The 15,342-nt window shown below is 71.6% G+C and carries 13 protein-coding genes and 1 pseudogene; 9 read left to right on the plus strand and 5 right to left on the minus strand.

The features are described 5' to 3' along the window. Position 1: 1 nt before the first annotated feature. The 4 genes from ACIHAD_RS26460 to ACIHAD_RS26475 all read right to left on the minus strand — a co-directional run bounded on the left by ACIHAD_RS26460 (position 2) and on the right by ACIHAD_RS26475 (position 6,222). Positions 2 to 1,222, minus strand: a complete 1,221-nt coding sequence (locus ACIHAD_RS26460; RefSeq protein ID WP_397357318.1) for a Gfo/Idh/MocA family protein — start codon at positions 1,220 to 1,222, stop codon at positions 2 to 4. Next, a complete protein-coding gene (locus ACIHAD_RS26465; RefSeq protein WP_397357319.1) occupies positions 1,223 to 3,289 on the minus strand; it encodes a hypothetical protein in 2,067 nt (688 codons plus the stop codon). It abuts the gene before it with no gap. Positions 3,290 to 3,300: 11 nt separating this feature from the next. Continuing rightward, on the minus strand, positions 3,301 to 5,250 hold the full coding sequence (locus tag ACIHAD_RS26470; RefSeq protein WP_397357320.1) for a hypothetical protein: 1,950 nt from the start codon (positions 5,248 to 5,250) through the stop codon (positions 3,301 to 3,303). A gap of 174 nt (positions 5,251 to 5,424) precedes the next feature. Next, positions 5,425 to 6,222, minus strand: a complete 798-nt coding sequence (locus ACIHAD_RS26475; protein ID WP_397357321.1) for an IclR family transcriptional regulator — start codon at positions 6,220 to 6,222, stop codon at positions 5,425 to 5,427. A gap of 161 nt (positions 6,223 to 6,383) precedes the next feature. Here ACIHAD_RS26475 and ACIHAD_RS26480 point away from each other — a divergent pair, with 161 nt between their 5' ends. The 9 genes from ACIHAD_RS26480 (at position 6,384) to ACIHAD_RS26520 (ending at position 14,664) form a co-directional block, all read left to right on the plus strand. Beyond that, complete coding sequence (locus ACIHAD_RS26480; RefSeq protein WP_397357322.1) at positions 6,384 to 7,721, plus strand: aspartate aminotransferase family protein; 1,338 nt, start codon at positions 6,384 to 6,386, stop codon at positions 7,719 to 7,721. Beyond that, on the plus strand, positions 7,708 to 8,889 hold the full coding sequence (locus ACIHAD_RS26485; protein WP_397357323.1) for a mandelate racemase/muconate lactonizing enzyme family protein: 1,182 nt from the start codon (positions 7,708 to 7,710) through the stop codon (positions 8,887 to 8,889). The genes ACIHAD_RS26480 and ACIHAD_RS26485 overlap by 14 nt, the downstream gene beginning before the upstream one ends. After that, the gene (locus tag ACIHAD_RS26490; RefSeq protein WP_397357324.1) at positions 8,879 to 9,721 is read left to right on the plus strand and encodes an amidohydrolase family protein; all 843 of its coding nucleotides are present in this window, start codon (positions 8,879 to 8,881) and stop codon (positions 9,719 to 9,721) included. The genes ACIHAD_RS26485 and ACIHAD_RS26490 overlap by 11 nt, the downstream gene beginning before the upstream one ends. After that, positions 9,718 to 10,479 carry an SDR family NAD(P)-dependent oxidoreductase gene (locus ACIHAD_RS26495; protein ID WP_397357325.1) on the plus strand — a complete coding sequence of 254 codons (762 nt, stop codon included), beginning with the start codon at positions 9,718 to 9,720 and terminating at the stop codon, positions 10,477 to 10,479. The genes ACIHAD_RS26490 and ACIHAD_RS26495 overlap by 4 nt, the downstream gene beginning before the upstream one ends. A gap of 133 nt (positions 10,480 to 10,612) precedes the next feature. Beyond that, on the plus strand, positions 10,613 to 10,894 hold the full coding sequence (locus ACIHAD_RS26500) for a metal-sensitive transcriptional regulator (RefSeq protein WP_397357326.1): 282 nt from the start codon (positions 10,613 to 10,615) through the stop codon (positions 10,892 to 10,894). A gap of 22 nt (positions 10,895 to 10,916) precedes the next feature. Beyond that, positions 10,917 to 11,129: a heavy-metal-associated domain-containing protein gene (locus ACIHAD_RS26505; protein WP_397357327.1), complete on the plus strand. Its 213-nt coding sequence runs from the start codon at positions 10,917 to 10,919 to the stop codon at positions 11,127 to 11,129. Continuing rightward, positions 11,126 to 12,091, plus strand: coding sequence for a hypothetical protein (locus ACIHAD_RS26510; protein WP_397357328.1), 966 nt, complete (start codon positions 11,126 to 11,128; stop codon positions 12,089 to 12,091). The genes ACIHAD_RS26505 and ACIHAD_RS26510 overlap by 4 nt, the downstream gene beginning before the upstream one ends. Positions 12,092 to 12,118: 27 nt before the next feature. Beyond that, complete coding sequence (locus ACIHAD_RS26515) at positions 12,119 to 14,359, plus strand: heavy metal translocating P-type ATPase (RefSeq protein ID WP_397357329.1); 2,241 nt, start codon at positions 12,119 to 12,121, stop codon at positions 14,357 to 14,359. Positions 14,360 to 14,481: 122 nt separating this feature from the next. Then, positions 14,482 to 14,664, plus strand: a complete 183-nt coding sequence (locus tag ACIHAD_RS26520) for a hypothetical protein (protein WP_397357330.1) — start codon at positions 14,482 to 14,484, stop codon at positions 14,662 to 14,664. Here ACIHAD_RS26520 and ACIHAD_RS26525 read toward each other — a convergent pair. Next, positions 14,625 to 15,243, minus strand: a pseudogene (locus ACIHAD_RS26525) (C40 family peptidase). The gene ACIHAD_RS26520 and the pseudogene ACIHAD_RS26525 sit on opposite strands and share 40 nt — an antisense overlap. Positions 15,244 to 15,342: the final 99 nt, after the last annotated feature.

Raw genomic sequence — 15,342 nt, forward strand, 5'->3', positions numbered from 1 at the left:
CCTAGGATGCCGGCACGGTGACGACCGTGCCGCTGTGCCGGGCCTTCTCGGCGGCGAAGACCGCGAGGTGGCTGTGGAGCGACTCGGTGGGGCCCGAGCGCACGTGTGCGGGGTCGCCGGTGGCCAGCGCGGTGACGAAGGCGTCCATCACGCCGTCGTCGCCGCCGCCGTGGCCGTCGCCGGCGTTCGAGCCGGTCCCGGCGACACTGCGCCGGGTGCTGCGGCCGTCGCGGAAGTCGAGCACGTCGATCGTCTCGCCGTCGCCGATCAGCCGCCCGTGGGTGCCGAAGATCTTGGTCTGGCGGTGGGTCTGCTCGGTGAAGGCGGTCATGGTGAAGGTCGCGGTCGCCCCGCCGGTCAGCTCCATGGCGAGCACCTGGTGGTCGACCACGTCGTTGTCGCAGGCGTAGACGCACCTGCCGTACGGGCCGGTGCGCAGGGCGTCCATGACCTGCTCCTCGTCGTCGCCCAGGACGCTGGTCGGCCAGTCGTAGCCGCGGTCGAGGTACAGGCGCGGCGCCGAGTACGGGCACCGGGGCTCCAGGACGCAGTCGAGGCACCGGTCGGCTGCCTCGGCCGGGCGCCGCTCGGGCCTGAAGTGGCCGAGCGAGCCGAAGCTGGAGACCTTCTCGATCCTGAGCCCGGTGACGTAGGCCAGCCAGTCCAGGTCGTGGCAGGACTTGGCCAGCAACATCGGGCTGGCCAGGCGCTCGCTGCGCCAGGGGCCGCGCACGTAGGAGTGCGCCTGGTGCCACCAGCCGACCGGCTCCAGGTGCTCGACGCTCATGACCTCGCCGAGCACGCCGCTGTCCACGGTCTCCTTCACCAGCGCGGTGTAGGGGGTGTAGCGCAGCACGTGGCAGACGGCGAGCAGCACGCCCGTCTCGCCCACGGCCGACACGATCTCGCGGCACTCCTCCTCGGTCGGCGCCATGGGCTTCTCCACGAGCAGCGCGTAGCCCGCCCGCGCCAGGGCGACGGCGGGCTCCACGTGCAGGCGGTCCTGGGTGGACAGGACGACGGCGTCGGCCACCCGCTCGCGCAGCAGGTCGCGCCAGTCGCCGAACTCGCGCACCCCGGGGCCGGCCAGTCTTGCCCGGCGGGCGGGGTCGGGGTCGGCCACGGCGACCAGCTCCGCGCGGTCGGGGTGGGCGGCGATCCAGGAGGCGTAGGTCTGCCCCCGGTTGCCCGCCCCCGCGACCGCCAGCGTTACTTTGCGCATCTAGATCACCAGATTTCCCGAGGTGAGGACCTTGGGGCCGTCGGCCGGCAGCTCCCTGGCGACGCCCTCCTCGACGTTGCCCGTGTGCTGGACCACCTCGAAGGCCTTGATCGACAGGCGGCCGCCGCCGAACTGGCAGCCGGTCGCCATGTAGCGGTTCCTGCCGGAGTCGAGCTGGACGTGGGCTCCGGCGTTCTGGCTGCGGACACCGGCCAGCTGCCAGGAGACCAGCCCGGCGCCGTCCACCCGCGACAGCCCGGCCTCGGCCAGTTCGGTGCCGCCGTCGAGGCGGACGCGCTGGTCGGCCTTGCCGGCGGCGGCCAGGCCCACGTTCCTGACCGTGCAGCCGGTCAGCGACACCGACCCGGCGAGGACCAGCGGGGCCGCGCCCTCGGCGCCGTTCAGCGTGGAGCCGGACAGGCGCAGGTCGGCGCCGTTGAAGGCGTTGCCGCTCAGGCCGTTGAAGGTGGTCCGGCTGACGTGCACCGGCGCGGTCACGTTCGCCTGGACGATCTCGCTCTTGGCCGGGACGTTGAAGACGCAGCCCTCGATCAGGTTGGGGCGGCGCGACAACTTCGACTGCTGGGAGACGATCAGTGTGTGGCTGGCCGAGCAGCCGCGCATCTGCACGCCGTCGGCGTTGACCCAGATCATGCCCGAGCCGTCCAGCGACGGCTTGCCGATGACCTGGAGGTCCTCCAGCGTCAGGTCGGTGATCTTCACGCGGGCCACGAACCACGAGCAGACGTGCTTGCGCACCGTGATGCGTTTGGCCGCCGAGCCCCAGGCCGCGCCGGAGTTGGCGAAGGTCATCAGGCCGGAGTTGCCGGTGTAGGTCAGGTCGTGCTCGTACTGGCCGTGGGTGACGAACGGCCCCTGGTCGTCGCCGTCGCCGTGGCAGTTCTCCACGTAGCAGTAGGCGCTGGCGGTGAAGTCGTTCAGGTGGCGGGCGTTGGCCGTGTGGCAGTCGCGGACGTGGCCGTACAGGCAGTAGATCTGCTGGGTCAGGTAGCCCGCCCCGCCCCAGGTCACGCTGGCGGGGTTCTTCAGGGTGCAGCGCTCGGTGCGGAAGTGGGTGGCCCAGCGCCGCATGATCAGCGGCCAGAACGTGCCCGTCCCGTGGATGCCCTCGACGTCGCAGTGGACGGCGTACTCGTAGGCCAGCGGGTGCGAGCCGGTGTACTGGTCGCCGTCCGCGACGCCCTCGAAGCGCAGGTTGCGCACGTGCACGCGCTCGACCGGCTCGACGAGGGTCCAGGTGATCGTCCGGCCGGCGGCCAGCTCCCAGCCGTTCTTGTAGTTCACCCGGATGTGCGTGCCGTCGACGATCTGGGTGACCTCGACCAGCTTCTGCAGCTCGCGCTCCCAGCGGCCGGACAGCGCGTTGACCTCGGCGCTCCACCACTGCCCGACCTTGAAGGCGCCGGAGTCGGCGACCTCGAAGACGTCCGACAGGTCGGGCACCGCGGCGCCCAGCTTGTGGGTGACCGTGGTGGAGGTGACCTTGCCGCGGAAGAACAGCACCGCCGCGAACGGGTCGTCCTGGTCGGCCTTCTCGATGCCCACGGTGCGCATCGTGTGACCGCCGAAGTCCAGCACCAGGCCGGAGCGCTGGAACTTGTGCCGCTTGACGAAGTTCAGGTCGGTGTGGGCCTCGATCCTGGCGACGGCCGGGTCGTTGACCATGGCCTCCAGCGCGGCGTCGGCGGGCGTCCTGTCGTCGAGGACGCCGAACGCCCGGAAGTCGAGGCAGCCGTCGTGGAGCTGGATCCAGCGGCCCTTCGGCGCGGTGCCGAGCACGGTGCCGCCGTTGGCGGGCGCGGTGGAGGCCGCGTCCCAGCGGACGAGCTTGCCGCCGCCGTCGCCCGGCTTGAGATAGCCCGCGACCTGCGCCAGCGTGCCATCCTCCAGTTTGGCGGCCTCGAAGGCGAGCAGCTCGGCGACGGTGCCGACCGCGTGCACCTCGTCCTTGGGCTTCTTGTCCGGCTCGGCGAGCGCGGGCTTGGCCATCAGGACGGTGCCGACAGCCGCTAAGCCGGTGACGCGCAGGATGTCACGACGTTCCATGGGGTGGTTCCTTACAGTGCGAGGGTGTCGGCGATGAGGACGCGGGGGCCGGCGGGCGGGAAGGCGCGCTCGACGCCCTCCTCGGCGCAGCCGGTGTGCACCAGGACGGTGGCGGCGGTCAGGTCGAGGCGGCCGCCGGTGAAGCGGGAGCCGGTGGCGCGGAAGCGGTTGTCGCCCGTGGCCAGCTCGACGCGGGTGGCGTCGGCCGTACACGCGGAGAGTTCCCAGGTCAGGACGCCCGGACCGGCGGCCCGGCCGAGCGAGGCGCCCTCCAGCGTGACGCCCTCCAGGCGCAGCCGCTGGTCGCGTACGGCGCTCAGCTCGATCCGCACGCCGTCGAGCCGGCCGCCGCTGATCACGACGTCGGCCGAGCCCAGCGAGACCTGGCCCTTGCCGCTCAGGACGCACCCGGTGAGGCGCAGGGGGCCGGAGCCGCGCAGGGTGGCGCCGTCGAGGCCGGTGATGACGCACTCCTTGAAGTGCAGCGCGTTGCTCACCGGCGTCTGGACCAGCACCTGATCCTTGGGCAGGTCGAAGGAGCAGCCCTCGATGACGTTGGGCCGGCCGGACCGGTTGGAGCGCTGGCCGATCGCGACGGTTCTGGCCGAGCAGCCGCGCATGTGCAGGCCGTCGGCGTTCACCTGGAGCGTTCCCGCCGGGTCGAACGTCGAGCGCGGGATCACCCGGACGTCCTCCAGCGTCAGGTCGGTGATCTTCGTTCCGGCCACGAACCACGAGCACAGGTGCTTGCGCACGGTGATGCGCTTGGCGCTGGTGCCCCACAGGGCGCCGCTGTTGGCGATGTCCATGAGGCCGGAGTTGCCGGTGAAGACCAGGTCGTGCTCGTACTGGCCGTGGGTGGTGAAGGGGTTGCCGCCCTCGTCGTCGCCGTCGCCGTGGCAGTTCTCGACCGTGCAGTAGGCGCTGGCGGTGAAGTCGTTGAGATGGCGGACGTTGGAGGTGGTGCAGTCGGCGACGTGCCCGTACAGGCAGTAGATCTGCTGGGTCAGGTAGCCCGCTCCGCCGTACATGACGGTCGGGGGGTTCTTCAGGCTGCAGCGCCGGGTGCGGAAGTGGGTGCACCAGCGCCGCATGATCACCGGCCAGAAGCTGCCGGTGGCGTGGACGTCCTCGACGTCGCAGTGGACGGCGTACTCGTAGGCGATCGGGTGCGAGCCGGTGTACTCGTCGCCGCCGGGGGCGGCCTCGAAGCGCAGGTCGCGCACGTCCACGCGCTCGACCGGGTTGACCAGCGTCCAGGTCAGCGTACGGCCGGCCGCCAGCTCCCAGCCGTTCTTGTAGTTCACCCGGACGTGCCGGCCGTCGACGATCTGGGTGATCTGGACCAGTCGCTGGAGCTCGCGTTCGTACGTGCCGGCCAGCGCGTCGACCTCCACGGCCCACCACTGGCCGACCCGGAACGACCGCGAGTCGACCTCGAAGACGTCGGCCAGGTCGGGGATCGTGGCCGTGAGCGTGCCGGTGACGGTGGTCCCGGTCCGCTCGCCCTGGAAGAACAGGACCGCGCCGAAGGGGTTGTCGTGGGTGTTCTTCTCGATGCCCTCGGTGGTCATGGTGTGGCCGCCGAAGTCGAGCACGACGTCCGAGCGCCGGAAGGTGTGGCGCCTGACGAAGTTCAGGTCGGTGTGGGCCTCGATCCTGGCGACGGCCGGGTCGTTGACCATGGCCTCCAGCGCGGCGTCGGCGGGCGTCCTGTCGTCGAGGACGCCGAACGCCCGGAAGTCGAGGCAGCCGTCGTGGAGCTGGATCCAGCGGCCCTTCGGCGCGGAGCCGAGGACCGTGCCGCCGTTGGCGGGCGCGGTGGAGGCCGCGTCCCAGCGGACGAGCTTGCCGCCGCCGTCACCGGCGCGATGGTAGCCCGAGACACGCACCAGCGTGCCGTCGGCGAGTCGGGAGACGTCGAGCGCGAGAAGGCGCGCGACGTCGGCTACATGGTTCATGGGGGGAGGCCTTCGGGAGCGGGGTGATGGGAAGGCCGGGCGACGTGCGAAGGCGGGCAGGCGGCGGTGCTGCGGCCCCGACGTCCGGCGCCGGGGCCGCGGCGCTCGGAGTCGGATCTTCGCCCGAAACGATTGGCGAGGACGCTAGACAGTGGTGGCGGATCTGTCAAGCCGTCACGTGGGATGCCCGAGCTGCTGGGAGATCATCGCCGCGGTCTCCCGCACGTCCCTGCCGAGCTCCTGGTAGCGCCAGGCGGGCAGATCGCGCTTGAGCGAGGTGACGCTGATGGCGCCCACGCAGGCGCCGGTGTGGTCGCGCAGCGCGCTGCCGATGCAGAAGATCCCGTCGGCTTCCTCCTCGTCGTCGACCGCGTAGCCGAGCTCCCTGACCGTCTTCAGGTGGGCCAGCAGCAACGGCAGCTCGGTGATCGTGTGGCCGGTCCGGCGTGGCAGGCCGACGTGGCCGACGACCCTGGCGACCTCCTCGTCGCTCATCTCGGCCAGCAGCGCCTTGCCCAGCCCGGTGCAGTGGGGCAGCTCCCTGGTGCCCATCCGCAGGTCGACCTGGATGCGCTCGCCGTTGCTCACCTGGTCGACGACGACGGCCTGGCCGGCCTCGGGCACGGCGAGCCTGGAGTTCATCCCGGTCCGCTCAGTGAGCGCGACCAGCGCCGGCCGCGCGACGTCGCGCAGCGAGAGCTGCTCCTGGGCCCTGGCCCCCAGCCTGGCCAGCGCCATGCCCAGCCGGTAGCGGCGGTTCATGCCCTCGCCGTCGTCGGCGACCAGGCTGTGGCCGCGCAGCGTGTAGAGCGTGGCGAAGGCGGCGCTCTTGCTCAGCCCGCAGGCCGCGGCGATCTCGGTCACGCTCATGCCGCCGCCCTGCCCCACGCGGGACAGGACCTCCAGAACCTCGGCGGCGCGGGCGACGCTGCGGACCCAATATCGCGATTCCTCAGCAGCAGTGTTCGTCACAGCCGAACAGCTTAGCGGAATTCATCGTTGACCCCCACCCGTTCTCGTGTTTCAATCTCCCTCGTCTGTTCGGTATTGCCAAACACTGTTCGGAATTTGTGGCGGATGAGCAGCGCACCCCGGGCCGGGCCGGGCCGGGAGGCGCGTCAGAGGAGAGAGATTTGAAGCACCTAGCCGAGCGCGCACGCCAGGTCATCCCCGGTGGCGTGAACAGCGGGCAGCGCAGCATCCCCGGGCTCACCGACCTGGTGATCACCCATGCCGCCGGCGCCCGCTTCCGCGACTCGCAAGGACGGGAGTTCGTCGACTACCACGCCGCCTTCGGCCCGCCGCTGCTCGGCCACAACGACCCCGACGTCGGCGCGGCCGTCGCCGAGGCCGGCCGTACGGTCGACCTGTGCGGCGTCGGCGTCACCGCCGGCGAGGTGGAGCTCGCGGAGACACTGGCCGAACTCGTGCCGAGCGTGGAGAAGGTGCTCCTGACCAGCACCGGCAGCGAGGCCACCTTCCACGCCCTGCGCGTGGCCAGGGCCGCGACCGGCCGCCGGCTCGTGGTGAAGTTCCAGGGGTGCTACCACGGCTGGCACGACGCGGTCAGCCTCAACGTGATCTCCACGCCGGAGAAGGTCGGCACGCACGACCCGATCTCGACCGGCATCCTGCCCGAGGTGCTCCAGGCCACGCTGGTCCTGCCGTTCAACGACGCCGAGGCGGTACGCCGCGCGTTCGCCGAGCACGGCGACGACATCGCCGCCGTCATCCTGGAGCCGGTGCCGCACAACGTCGGCTGCCTGCTGCCCGAGCAGGAGTTCCTGCGGACGCTGCGCGAGGAGTGCACCAGGGCGGGGAGCGTACTGATCTTCGACGAGGTCATCACCGGCTTCCGCCACCACCTGGGCGGCTGGCAGGCGATCTCCGGGATCACCCCCGACCTCACCACCATGGGCAAGGCGATCGCGAACGGCTACCCGGTGGGCGCGCTCGGAGGCCGCGCCGATCTCATGGAGCTGTTCAGCTCGCGGCCCGGCGGCCCCGCCTTCTTCGCCGGCACCTACAACGGCCACCCGGCCGTCGTGGCGGCGGCCCTGGCCACGCTGCGCAAGTTGCGCGAGGAGCCGGTGCACGAGCACGTCTTCCGCCTCGGCGAGCGGATCAGGACCGGGCTGGCCGAGGTCTTCGCCTCGCTGGACATCCCGGCGCTGGTCAGCGGATACGGCTCGGTCTTCGTCGAATATTTCATGACCGGACCCGCCCGCACCTACGACGACCTGCTGCGCAATGATGCCAACATGTTCATCGGGTACCGCCGCCGCCTGCTGGAGCACGGCATCTTCGAGCTGCCGCTGAACCTCAAGCGCAGCCACGTCTCCTACGCCCACACCGACGCCGACGCCGACCACCTGCTCGAAGCGGCCGCCGCGGCGGCCAGGCCGGCCCGCGGCGACGTGCTCGACCTGACCGACGCCAGCACGATGGGCGGAGCCGATGCTCACCGTTGACACCAACCGCCCGGCCGGGCCCGCCGGCCGGATCAGCCGCGTCGAGACCCTCTCACTCGGCACCGCCTGGCGCGACTTCTCCTACGTGCGCATCCACACCGACGAAGGTCTGAGCGGCATCGGCGAGATCACCCACCCCTACCGGGGCCGGGAGACCTGCTCGCTGACCGAGGCCATGGCGCAGCGCCACCTGATCGGCGCCGATCCCTTCGACGTCGAGGAGATCTGGCTGCGGATGTACCAGGGCGACTTCCTGCGCGGCGGCGACGTCGGCGGCATCGTCGTCTCCGGCGTCGACCAGGCGCTCTACGACATCATGGGCAAGGCGCTGGGCGTGCCCGCCTACCGGCTGACCGGCGGCGCCTGCCGCGACTCGGTACGGGTCTACGCCAACGGCTGGTACACCGGCGAGCGCGACCCACAGGTGTTCGCGGCCAAGGCCAAGGAGGTCGCCGCCCGCGGCTACACCGCGCTGAAGTTCGACCCGTTCGGCGCCGGGCTGGGCGAGCTGTCCCGGGCCGAGCTGCGCTTCTCGGTCGACATCGTCGCGGCCGTCCGCGAGGCCGTGCCGGACCTCGACCTGTTCGTCGAGGGGCACGCCCGCTTCGCGATGCCGACCGCCGTCCGGCTCGTGCGTGAGCTGGAGCCGTTCGACCTCGGCTGGTTCGAGGAGCCGCTGCCGTGGACGCACATCGAGCGCTACGCCGAGCTGCGGGCCCGCGCCGCCATGCCCATCTCCGGCGGCGAGCACTTCCACAACCGCTACGAGTACGCCCGGCTGTTCGCCACCGGCGCGGTCGACATCATCCAGCCCGACCTGTCGATGGCCGGCGGGTTCACCGAGGTCAGGAAGCTCGCGGCGCAGGCCGACGTGCACGCCATGCTCGTCGCCCCGCACAACTCCAACTCCCCGCTGTGCACCACGGCCTCCGTCCACGCGGTGCTCGGCATGCCGAACCTGCTCGTCCTGGAGACCTTCGACGGCATGCTGGAGCCGTACGTCTTCGACGCGCTCAAGGGCGCCCTGCCCGTGGTCGACGGCCACATCGGGCTGCCGGAGCGGCCGGGGCTCGGCGTCGAGCTGGCCGACGAGGTCTTCGCCGAGCACCCGCCCTCCCACCGGTTCTGGAACATGTTCAAGGAGGGCTGGGAGAAGCGTGATCGTTGACGTCCACTCCCATCTGTTCACCTGCCCGGACGACGTCGGCGACCCGTTCGCGGCCGAGTCCGCCCGCGCGCACGGCGGTCACGTCGACCTGACCGTGCGCTGGGCGGACTACGCCGCCACCTCGCCCGCCGGCACCCGTACCGTCGTGGTGGGCGGCAAGGCCAGGCGCTCGGGCCTGTGGGTGGACGACGCCGCCGTGGCCGCCTACGCGGGCGAGCACCCCGACCGGCTCATCGGCTACCTGTCGCTGGACCCCACCCAGCCCGGCTGGCGCGACGAGCTGGAGCACGGACACCGCGACCTGGGGCTGCGCGGCATCAAGCTCATGCCGATGTACGCCGGTTTCGACCCGGCCGCGCCCGAGCTGGACGACCTGTACGCCTACGCCGCCCGCCACGGCCTGCCGCTGCTCGTGCACACCGGGACCACGTTCGTCTCGGCCGCGCCCCTGCGCTACGCGCTGCCGGTGCACCTGGACGAGGTCGCCATCCGGCATCCGGAGCTGCGCATGGTCCTGGCCCACCTCGGCCACCCGTACGAGGGGGAGTGCATCGCGGTGATCCGCAAGCACCGCCACGTCTACGCCGACGTCTCGGCCCTGCACTACCGGCCCTTCCAGCTCTGGCACAGCCTGCGCCTGGCCCAGGACTACGGGGTGTGGGCCAAGCTGCTGTTCGGCAGCGACTACCCCTTCACCACGGTGGACGCCTCGGTGGAGGGGCTGCGGGCCGTCGGGGCCGTCCCCGGCATCCCCGGCCTGCCGCCCCTGGACCGTGAGGAGATCGAGAAGCTCATCCACCGCCCATCGCTCGACCTGCTGGGGCTGTCATGACCGAACTGGCCGTGGTCACCGGGGCCGCCAGGGGCCTCGGCCGGGCCATCGCCGCGCGCCTGTCGGCCGACGGCTACCAGGTGGTCACCGTCGACCGGCCGGGCGCGGGCTGCGTGTACGGCTTCGACCTGGCCGACACCGAGGGGCTGGCCGGGCTCGCCGACGCCGTCCGCCGCGACCACGGGCCGATCCACGTCCTGGTCAACAATGCCGGGGTGGCCCGGCTCGAACACTTCAACGAGATCACCGTGGCCGGATGGCAGGCCGTCATGCGGGTCAACTGCGACGCGCCGTTCTTCCTGTCCCAGCGGGTGGCCGAGCACATGATCGCCGACGGCGTGCGGGGCAGGATCGTCTCGGTCTCCTCCAAGAACGGCCTCATGGCCGAAGCCGGTCTGGCCCACTACAACGCCTCCAAGGGCGCCCTGGAACTGATCACCCGCTCGCTCGCCGCCGAGCTGGGAGCCCATGGCATCACCGTGAACGCCGTCGCGCCCGGCATGATCGCCACCCCGATCGACGGCGACTTCCCCTTCGACCGCGAGGCGTTCGAGGCGGCCTGGGAGGAGCGCATCCCGCTGCGGGGAGGCTACGGCCGGCCGGACGACGTGGCGGGCGCGGTCGCCTACCTGGTCTCGGAGGCGGCCCGCTACGTCACCGGCTCCACCCTGGTCGTGGACGGCGGAGTGCTGGCCGACCAGATGCCGCGGCTGCGGTTCATGCCGCCGTACCGGAACTCCCTGAAACCCGGCGCCTGACCTGCGGCGCCGTGCGACCCCCTCGAAGGCCAGTGGTCTTCGAGGGGGTCGTCGGCGTTCCCGCCACTTGCCTTCTGGATACCGTAGGGGGGTATAGTGTGCTCGACGGCAACGAGCCGAGGGAGGGCTGGACATGGCTGGACGCGGCAGCGACAAGCAGGACCAAGGGATGCGGTTGCGCCGCATCGAGGGGCAGGTCCGCGGCCTGCAGCGGATGGTCGAGGACGACAAGTACTGCATCGACATCCTGACCCAGGTGTCGGCCGCGACCAGCGCCCTGAAGTCGTTCTCCCTGTCGCTCCTGGAGGAGCACCTGGCCCATTGCGTCGCCGAGGCCACCCTGAAGGGCGGTCCGGAGGCCGACGCGAAGGTCAAGGAAGCCTCCGACGCCATCGCCAGACTTGTTCGTTCCTGACCGGATTGAAGGAGAGACCGATATGAGCACCACCACCTACACCGTCAAGGGCATGACCTGCGGCCACTGCGTCAGCTCGGTCAAGGAAGAGGTCGGCGAGGTCGCCGGAGTGACCGGCGTCGAGGTCGACCTGGCCTCCGGCCTGCTGACCGTCGAGAGTGGCGGCCCGATCGACGCGGCGAGGATCGTCGCCGCCGTCGAGGAGGCCGGGTACGAAGTGGCGAGCCAGTCGTGAACACCGCGGCCAAGCTCGGCTCCTACGCCCTGGGGCTGGCCGTCGTCTTCGGCGGCGCCCTGGGCGCCGGCAAGGCCGTGGGGCCGGTCGGGTCCGCCCCCGCGGCCGGCCACACCGCCATGGCGGCCGCCACGGAGAGCGCGGAGAGCGCGGGTCACGACCAGCACGCAGCCCGGCAGACGACGAACGATACCCCTGGGGGGCTCCAAGTGTCCGAGAACGGTTACACCCTCAACCCGCTCACCGCGACGATCAAGCCCGGTGAGCCCACCGACTTCACCTTCTCGGTGACCGGCCCCGACGGCCGCCCGGTCACCGACTACCAGGTCCAGCACGACAAGAAGCTGCACTTCATCGTGGTCTCCCGCGATCTGGGCAGCTTCCAGCACGTCCACCCGGAGATGTCGCCCGACGGGATCTGGTCGGTCAAGGTCACCTTCCCCGAGGCGGGCGGCTACCGGGCCTTCGCCGACTTCGCGCCGACCGGCGGCGAGGCCCTGACGCTGGGCGCCGACCTGGCCGTGGCGGGCGACTACGCGCCCAAGCCGCTGCCGGAGGCGAGCCGTACGTCCAAGGTGGACGGCTACGAGGTCACCCTCGACGGCGACCTGACGCCGGGCCGGGCGAGCAAGCTCACCCTCAAGGTCAGCAAGGACGGCAAGCCGGTCACCGACCTCCAGCCCTACCTCGGCGCGTTCGGCCACCTGGTCGCCCTCCGCGCCCGTGACCTCGCCTACCTGCACGTCCACCCCGACGGCGAGCCCGGCGACGGCAGGACCGAGCCCGGCCCCGAGATCGTCTTCTACGCCGAGGTGCCGAGCGGCGGCGACTACCGCCTGTTCCTGGACTTCCAGCACGAGGGCGAGGTCCGCACCGCCGACTTCACCCTCCGCGCCGGGCCGAGGCCCGCCACGTCCGCTCCGTCGGCGACGCCCGGCGGACACGGCAACCACAGCCACTGAGCAGGCCACTGAGAAAGGGGAACGGTGATGACCTCTGTCACCGATGACCGGCAGAACGCGGTCGAACTCGCGATCGGCGGCATGACCTGCGCCTCGTGCGCCAACCGCATCGAGCGCAAGCTCAACAAGATGGACGGCGTGACCGCCACGGTCAACTACGCCACCGAGAAGGCGAAGGTCACCTTCCCCGAAGGCGTCGATCCGCAGCAGCTGATCGCCCAGGTGGAGGCGGCCGGCTACACCGCCGCCCTGCCCGCTCCGCCCAGGACCGAGGGCGAGGCGGGGGAGCGGGAGCCGGAGGACGAGCTGCGGCCGCTGCGCAGCCGGTTGATCACCTCGGTGGTGCTGGCCGTGCCGGTGATCGCGATGGCGATGATCCCGCCGTTGCAGTTCACGAACTGGCAGTGGTTGTCGCTGGTGCTGGCCGCGCCGGTCGTGGTCTACGCGGGCTGGCCCTTCCACAAGGCCGCCTGGACGAACCTGCGTCACGGCGCCGCCACCATGGACACGCTGATCTCCGTCGGCACCATCGCCGCGCTCGGCTGGTCGTTGTGGGCGCTGTTCTTCGGCAGCGCGGGCATCCCGGGGATGACCCACCCCTTCGCGTTCACCATCGAGCGCACCGACGGGTCGGGCAACATCTACCTGGAGGCCGCGGCGGGCGTCACGGCGTTCATCCTGGCCGGCCGCTACTTCGAGGCCCGCTCCAAGCGGCGGGCGGGGGCCGCGCTGCGCGCCCTGCTGGAGCTGGGCGCCAAGGACGTCGCGGTGCTGCGCGACGGCGTGGAGACCCGCATCCCCAGCGACCGGCTCGCCGTGGGCGACCGGTTCGTGGTGCGGCCGGGCGAGAAGATCGCGACGGACGGCGTGATCGAGGAGGGCAGCTCGGCGGTGGACGCCTCGATGCTGACCGGCGAGTCCGTGCCCGTCGAGGTGCGGCCGGGCGACGCGGTCACCGGCGCGACCGTCAACGCGGGGGGCCGGCTGGTCGTGCGGGCCACCCGGGTCGGCGCGGACACCCAGCTCGCCCAGATGGCCAAGCTGGTGGAGGAGGCCCAGACGGGCAAGGCGCAGGTGCAGCGGCTGGCCGACCGCGTCTCGGGCATCTTCGTCCCGATCGTGATCGCGCTGGCCCTCGGCACGCTGGGCTTCTGGCTCGGCACCGGCAACGGCGTCGGCGCGGCCTTCACCGCGGCGGTGGCCGTGCTGATCATCGCCTGCCCGTGCGCGCTCGGCCTGGCCACGCCCACGGCGCTGCTGGTCGGCACCGGCAGGGGCGCGCAGCTAGGCATCCTGATCAAGGGTCCCGAGGTGCTGGAGTCCACCCGCCGCATCGACACCATCGTCCTGGACAAGACCGGCACGGTCACCGAGGGCCGGATGACGCTCACCGGCGTGCACCTCGCCGAGGGCGCGGACGAGACCGAGATGCTGCGCCTGGCGGGCGCTCTGGAGCACGCCTCCGAGCACCCGATCGCCCAGGCCATCGCCAAGGGCGCCGCCGCCCGCGTCGGCGAACTGCCCACCCCCGAGGACTTCGCGAACGTCGAGGGCCTCGGCGTCCAGGGCATCGTGGACGGTCACGCCGTCCTGGTCGGCCGGCCGAGGCTGCTGGAGGAGTGGTCCCAGCACCTGTCACCCGACCTGGAACGCGCTCTGCACGCCGCCCAGGCGGGCGGCAGGACCGCCGTGGCGGTCGGCTGGGACGGCGAGGCCCGCGCGGTGCTGGTGGTCGCCGACGTGATCAAGCCCACCAGCAAGGAGGCCATCAAGCGGCTCCGGGCACTCGGCCTCACGCCCGTCCTGCTGACCGGCGACAACGAGGCCGTGGCGAGGACTGTGGCCGCCGAGGTCGGCATCGACGAGGTGATCGCCGAGGTGCTGCCCGCCGACAAGGTGGACGTCGTCAAGCGGTTGCAGGGCGAGGGCAAGGTCGTGGCGATGGTCGGCGACGGCGTCAACGACGCGGCCGCGCTCGCCCAGGCCGACCTGGGCCTGGCCATGGGCACCGGCACGGACGCCGCTATCGAGGCCTCCGACCTGACCCTGGTCAGGGGCGACCTGCTGGTGGCCGCCGACGCGATCAGGCTCTCCCGCCGGACGCTCGGCACCATCAAGGGCAACCTGTTCTGGGCCTTCGCCTACAACGTGGCCGCCCTGCCGCTGGCCGCGCTCGGCCTGCTCAACCCGATGATCGCGGGGGCCGCGATGGCCTTCTCCAGCGTGTTCGTGGTGAGCAACAGCCTGCGGCTGCGCCGCTTCAGGTGAACACCCGCGAAAAGGGCTCCGGGCGCCGACGCCCGGAGCCCTTTCCGCGTCCCCCGCCCAGGCTCTGATCACCCGCGAAGGAAGGACCCTCCTCGACCGCCCACCCCGACGACCTCCTCACCGTGTTCACCACCGAGGAGCTGCGCCGGCGGCAAAGCGTCAAGTGGCGTGAGTTCCCGCCGGACGTCCTTCCCCTGCGCATCGCCGAGATGGACACCCCGCTCGCCGAGCCCGTCGCCGACGCGCTGACGGCGGCCGTCGCCGGTCAGGGGCGGACCGCGCCGAGCAGCCGGTTGCGCCAGTAATCGTCCAGGTCGACGACTTTGACGACGTCACCGGTCTGGGGCGCGTGGACCATCCTGCCGTTGCCGGCGTACATGCCCATGTGCCCCAGCCCCTTTGCTGAAGAGCAGGTCACCGGGCTGCAACGCGTCGAGGGGGACGCGTCTGGCCGCGCCCCACGCCCATTGCGTCCAGGTGGTACGGGGCAGCTCGACGCCCGCCGTACGCCAGGCGGCCTGGGTTAGGCCGGAGCAGTCGTAGGAGCCGGGGCCCTCACCGCCGTACCGGTACGGCTTGCCGATCTGGGCGAAGGCGAACTGCAGCGCCTGGCGGGCGCTTCCGGAGGCCGGGCCGGTGTACCTGATGCCGGCGCTGTCGGGATCGCCGGTACGGAAGGTGCCCAGCCTGCGCAGCAGCTTGGTCTGTTCCGCCACGAGCTTGTCGGCCTTGGTCTTCTCCGCCCGTACCTTGTCGCGTGCCGTGGCGGCCTCCGCGAGGACGGTCCTGGCTTCGTCGCGCCGGTCGCGCAGGTCCTGGGTGGTCGCCCTGAAGGCCGCCAGCTTCGCCGCTCTGGCCTGGGAGATCTGTTCGAGGGAGGCCATGCCGCTCAGAACGGTCTCGGGGCTGCCCTCCGCGGCGAAGCGGCCCCAGCCCGTGAGGGGGCCCGCCTGGTAGTCGCTGACCGCCGCCGTGACGAGATC

The organism is Nonomuraea sp. NPDC052265, from assembly GCF_044547985.1.
Taxonomy (GTDB): domain Bacteria; phylum Actinomycetota; class Actinomycetes; order Streptosporangiales; family Streptosporangiaceae; genus Nonomuraea.

What these genes read in the sequence shown, in the direction of transcription:
- ACIHAD_RS26460 (WP_397357318.1), bottom strand. Translation starts at nt 1,222, where the DNA reads ATGCGCAAAGTAACGCTGGCGGTCGCGGGGGCGGGCAACCGGGGGCAG.
- ACIHAD_RS26465 (WP_397357319.1), bottom strand. Translation starts at nt 3,289, where the DNA reads ATGGAACGTCGTGACATCCTGCGCGTCACCGGCTTAGCGGCTGTCGGC.
- ACIHAD_RS26470 (WP_397357320.1), bottom strand. Translation starts at nt 5,250, where the DNA reads ATGAACCATGTAGCCGACGTCGCGCGCCTTCTCGCGCTCGACGTCTCC.
- ACIHAD_RS26485 (WP_397357323.1), top strand. Translation starts at nt 7,708, where the DNA reads ATGCTCACCGTTGACACCAACCGCCCGGCCGGGCCCGCCGGCCGGATC.
- ACIHAD_RS26495 (WP_397357325.1), top strand. Translation starts at nt 9,718, where the DNA reads ATGACCGAACTGGCCGTGGTCACCGGGGCCGCCAGGGGCCTCGGCCGG.
- ACIHAD_RS26500 (WP_397357326.1), top strand. Translation starts at nt 10,613, where the DNA reads ATGGCTGGACGCGGCAGCGACAAGCAGGACCAAGGGATGCGGTTGCGC.
- ACIHAD_RS26505 (WP_397357327.1), top strand. Translation starts at nt 10,917, where the DNA reads ATGAGCACCACCACCTACACCGTCAAGGGCATGACCTGCGGCCACTGC.
- ACIHAD_RS26515 (WP_397357329.1), top strand. Translation starts at nt 12,119, where the DNA reads ATGACCTCTGTCACCGATGACCGGCAGAACGCGGTCGAACTCGCGATC.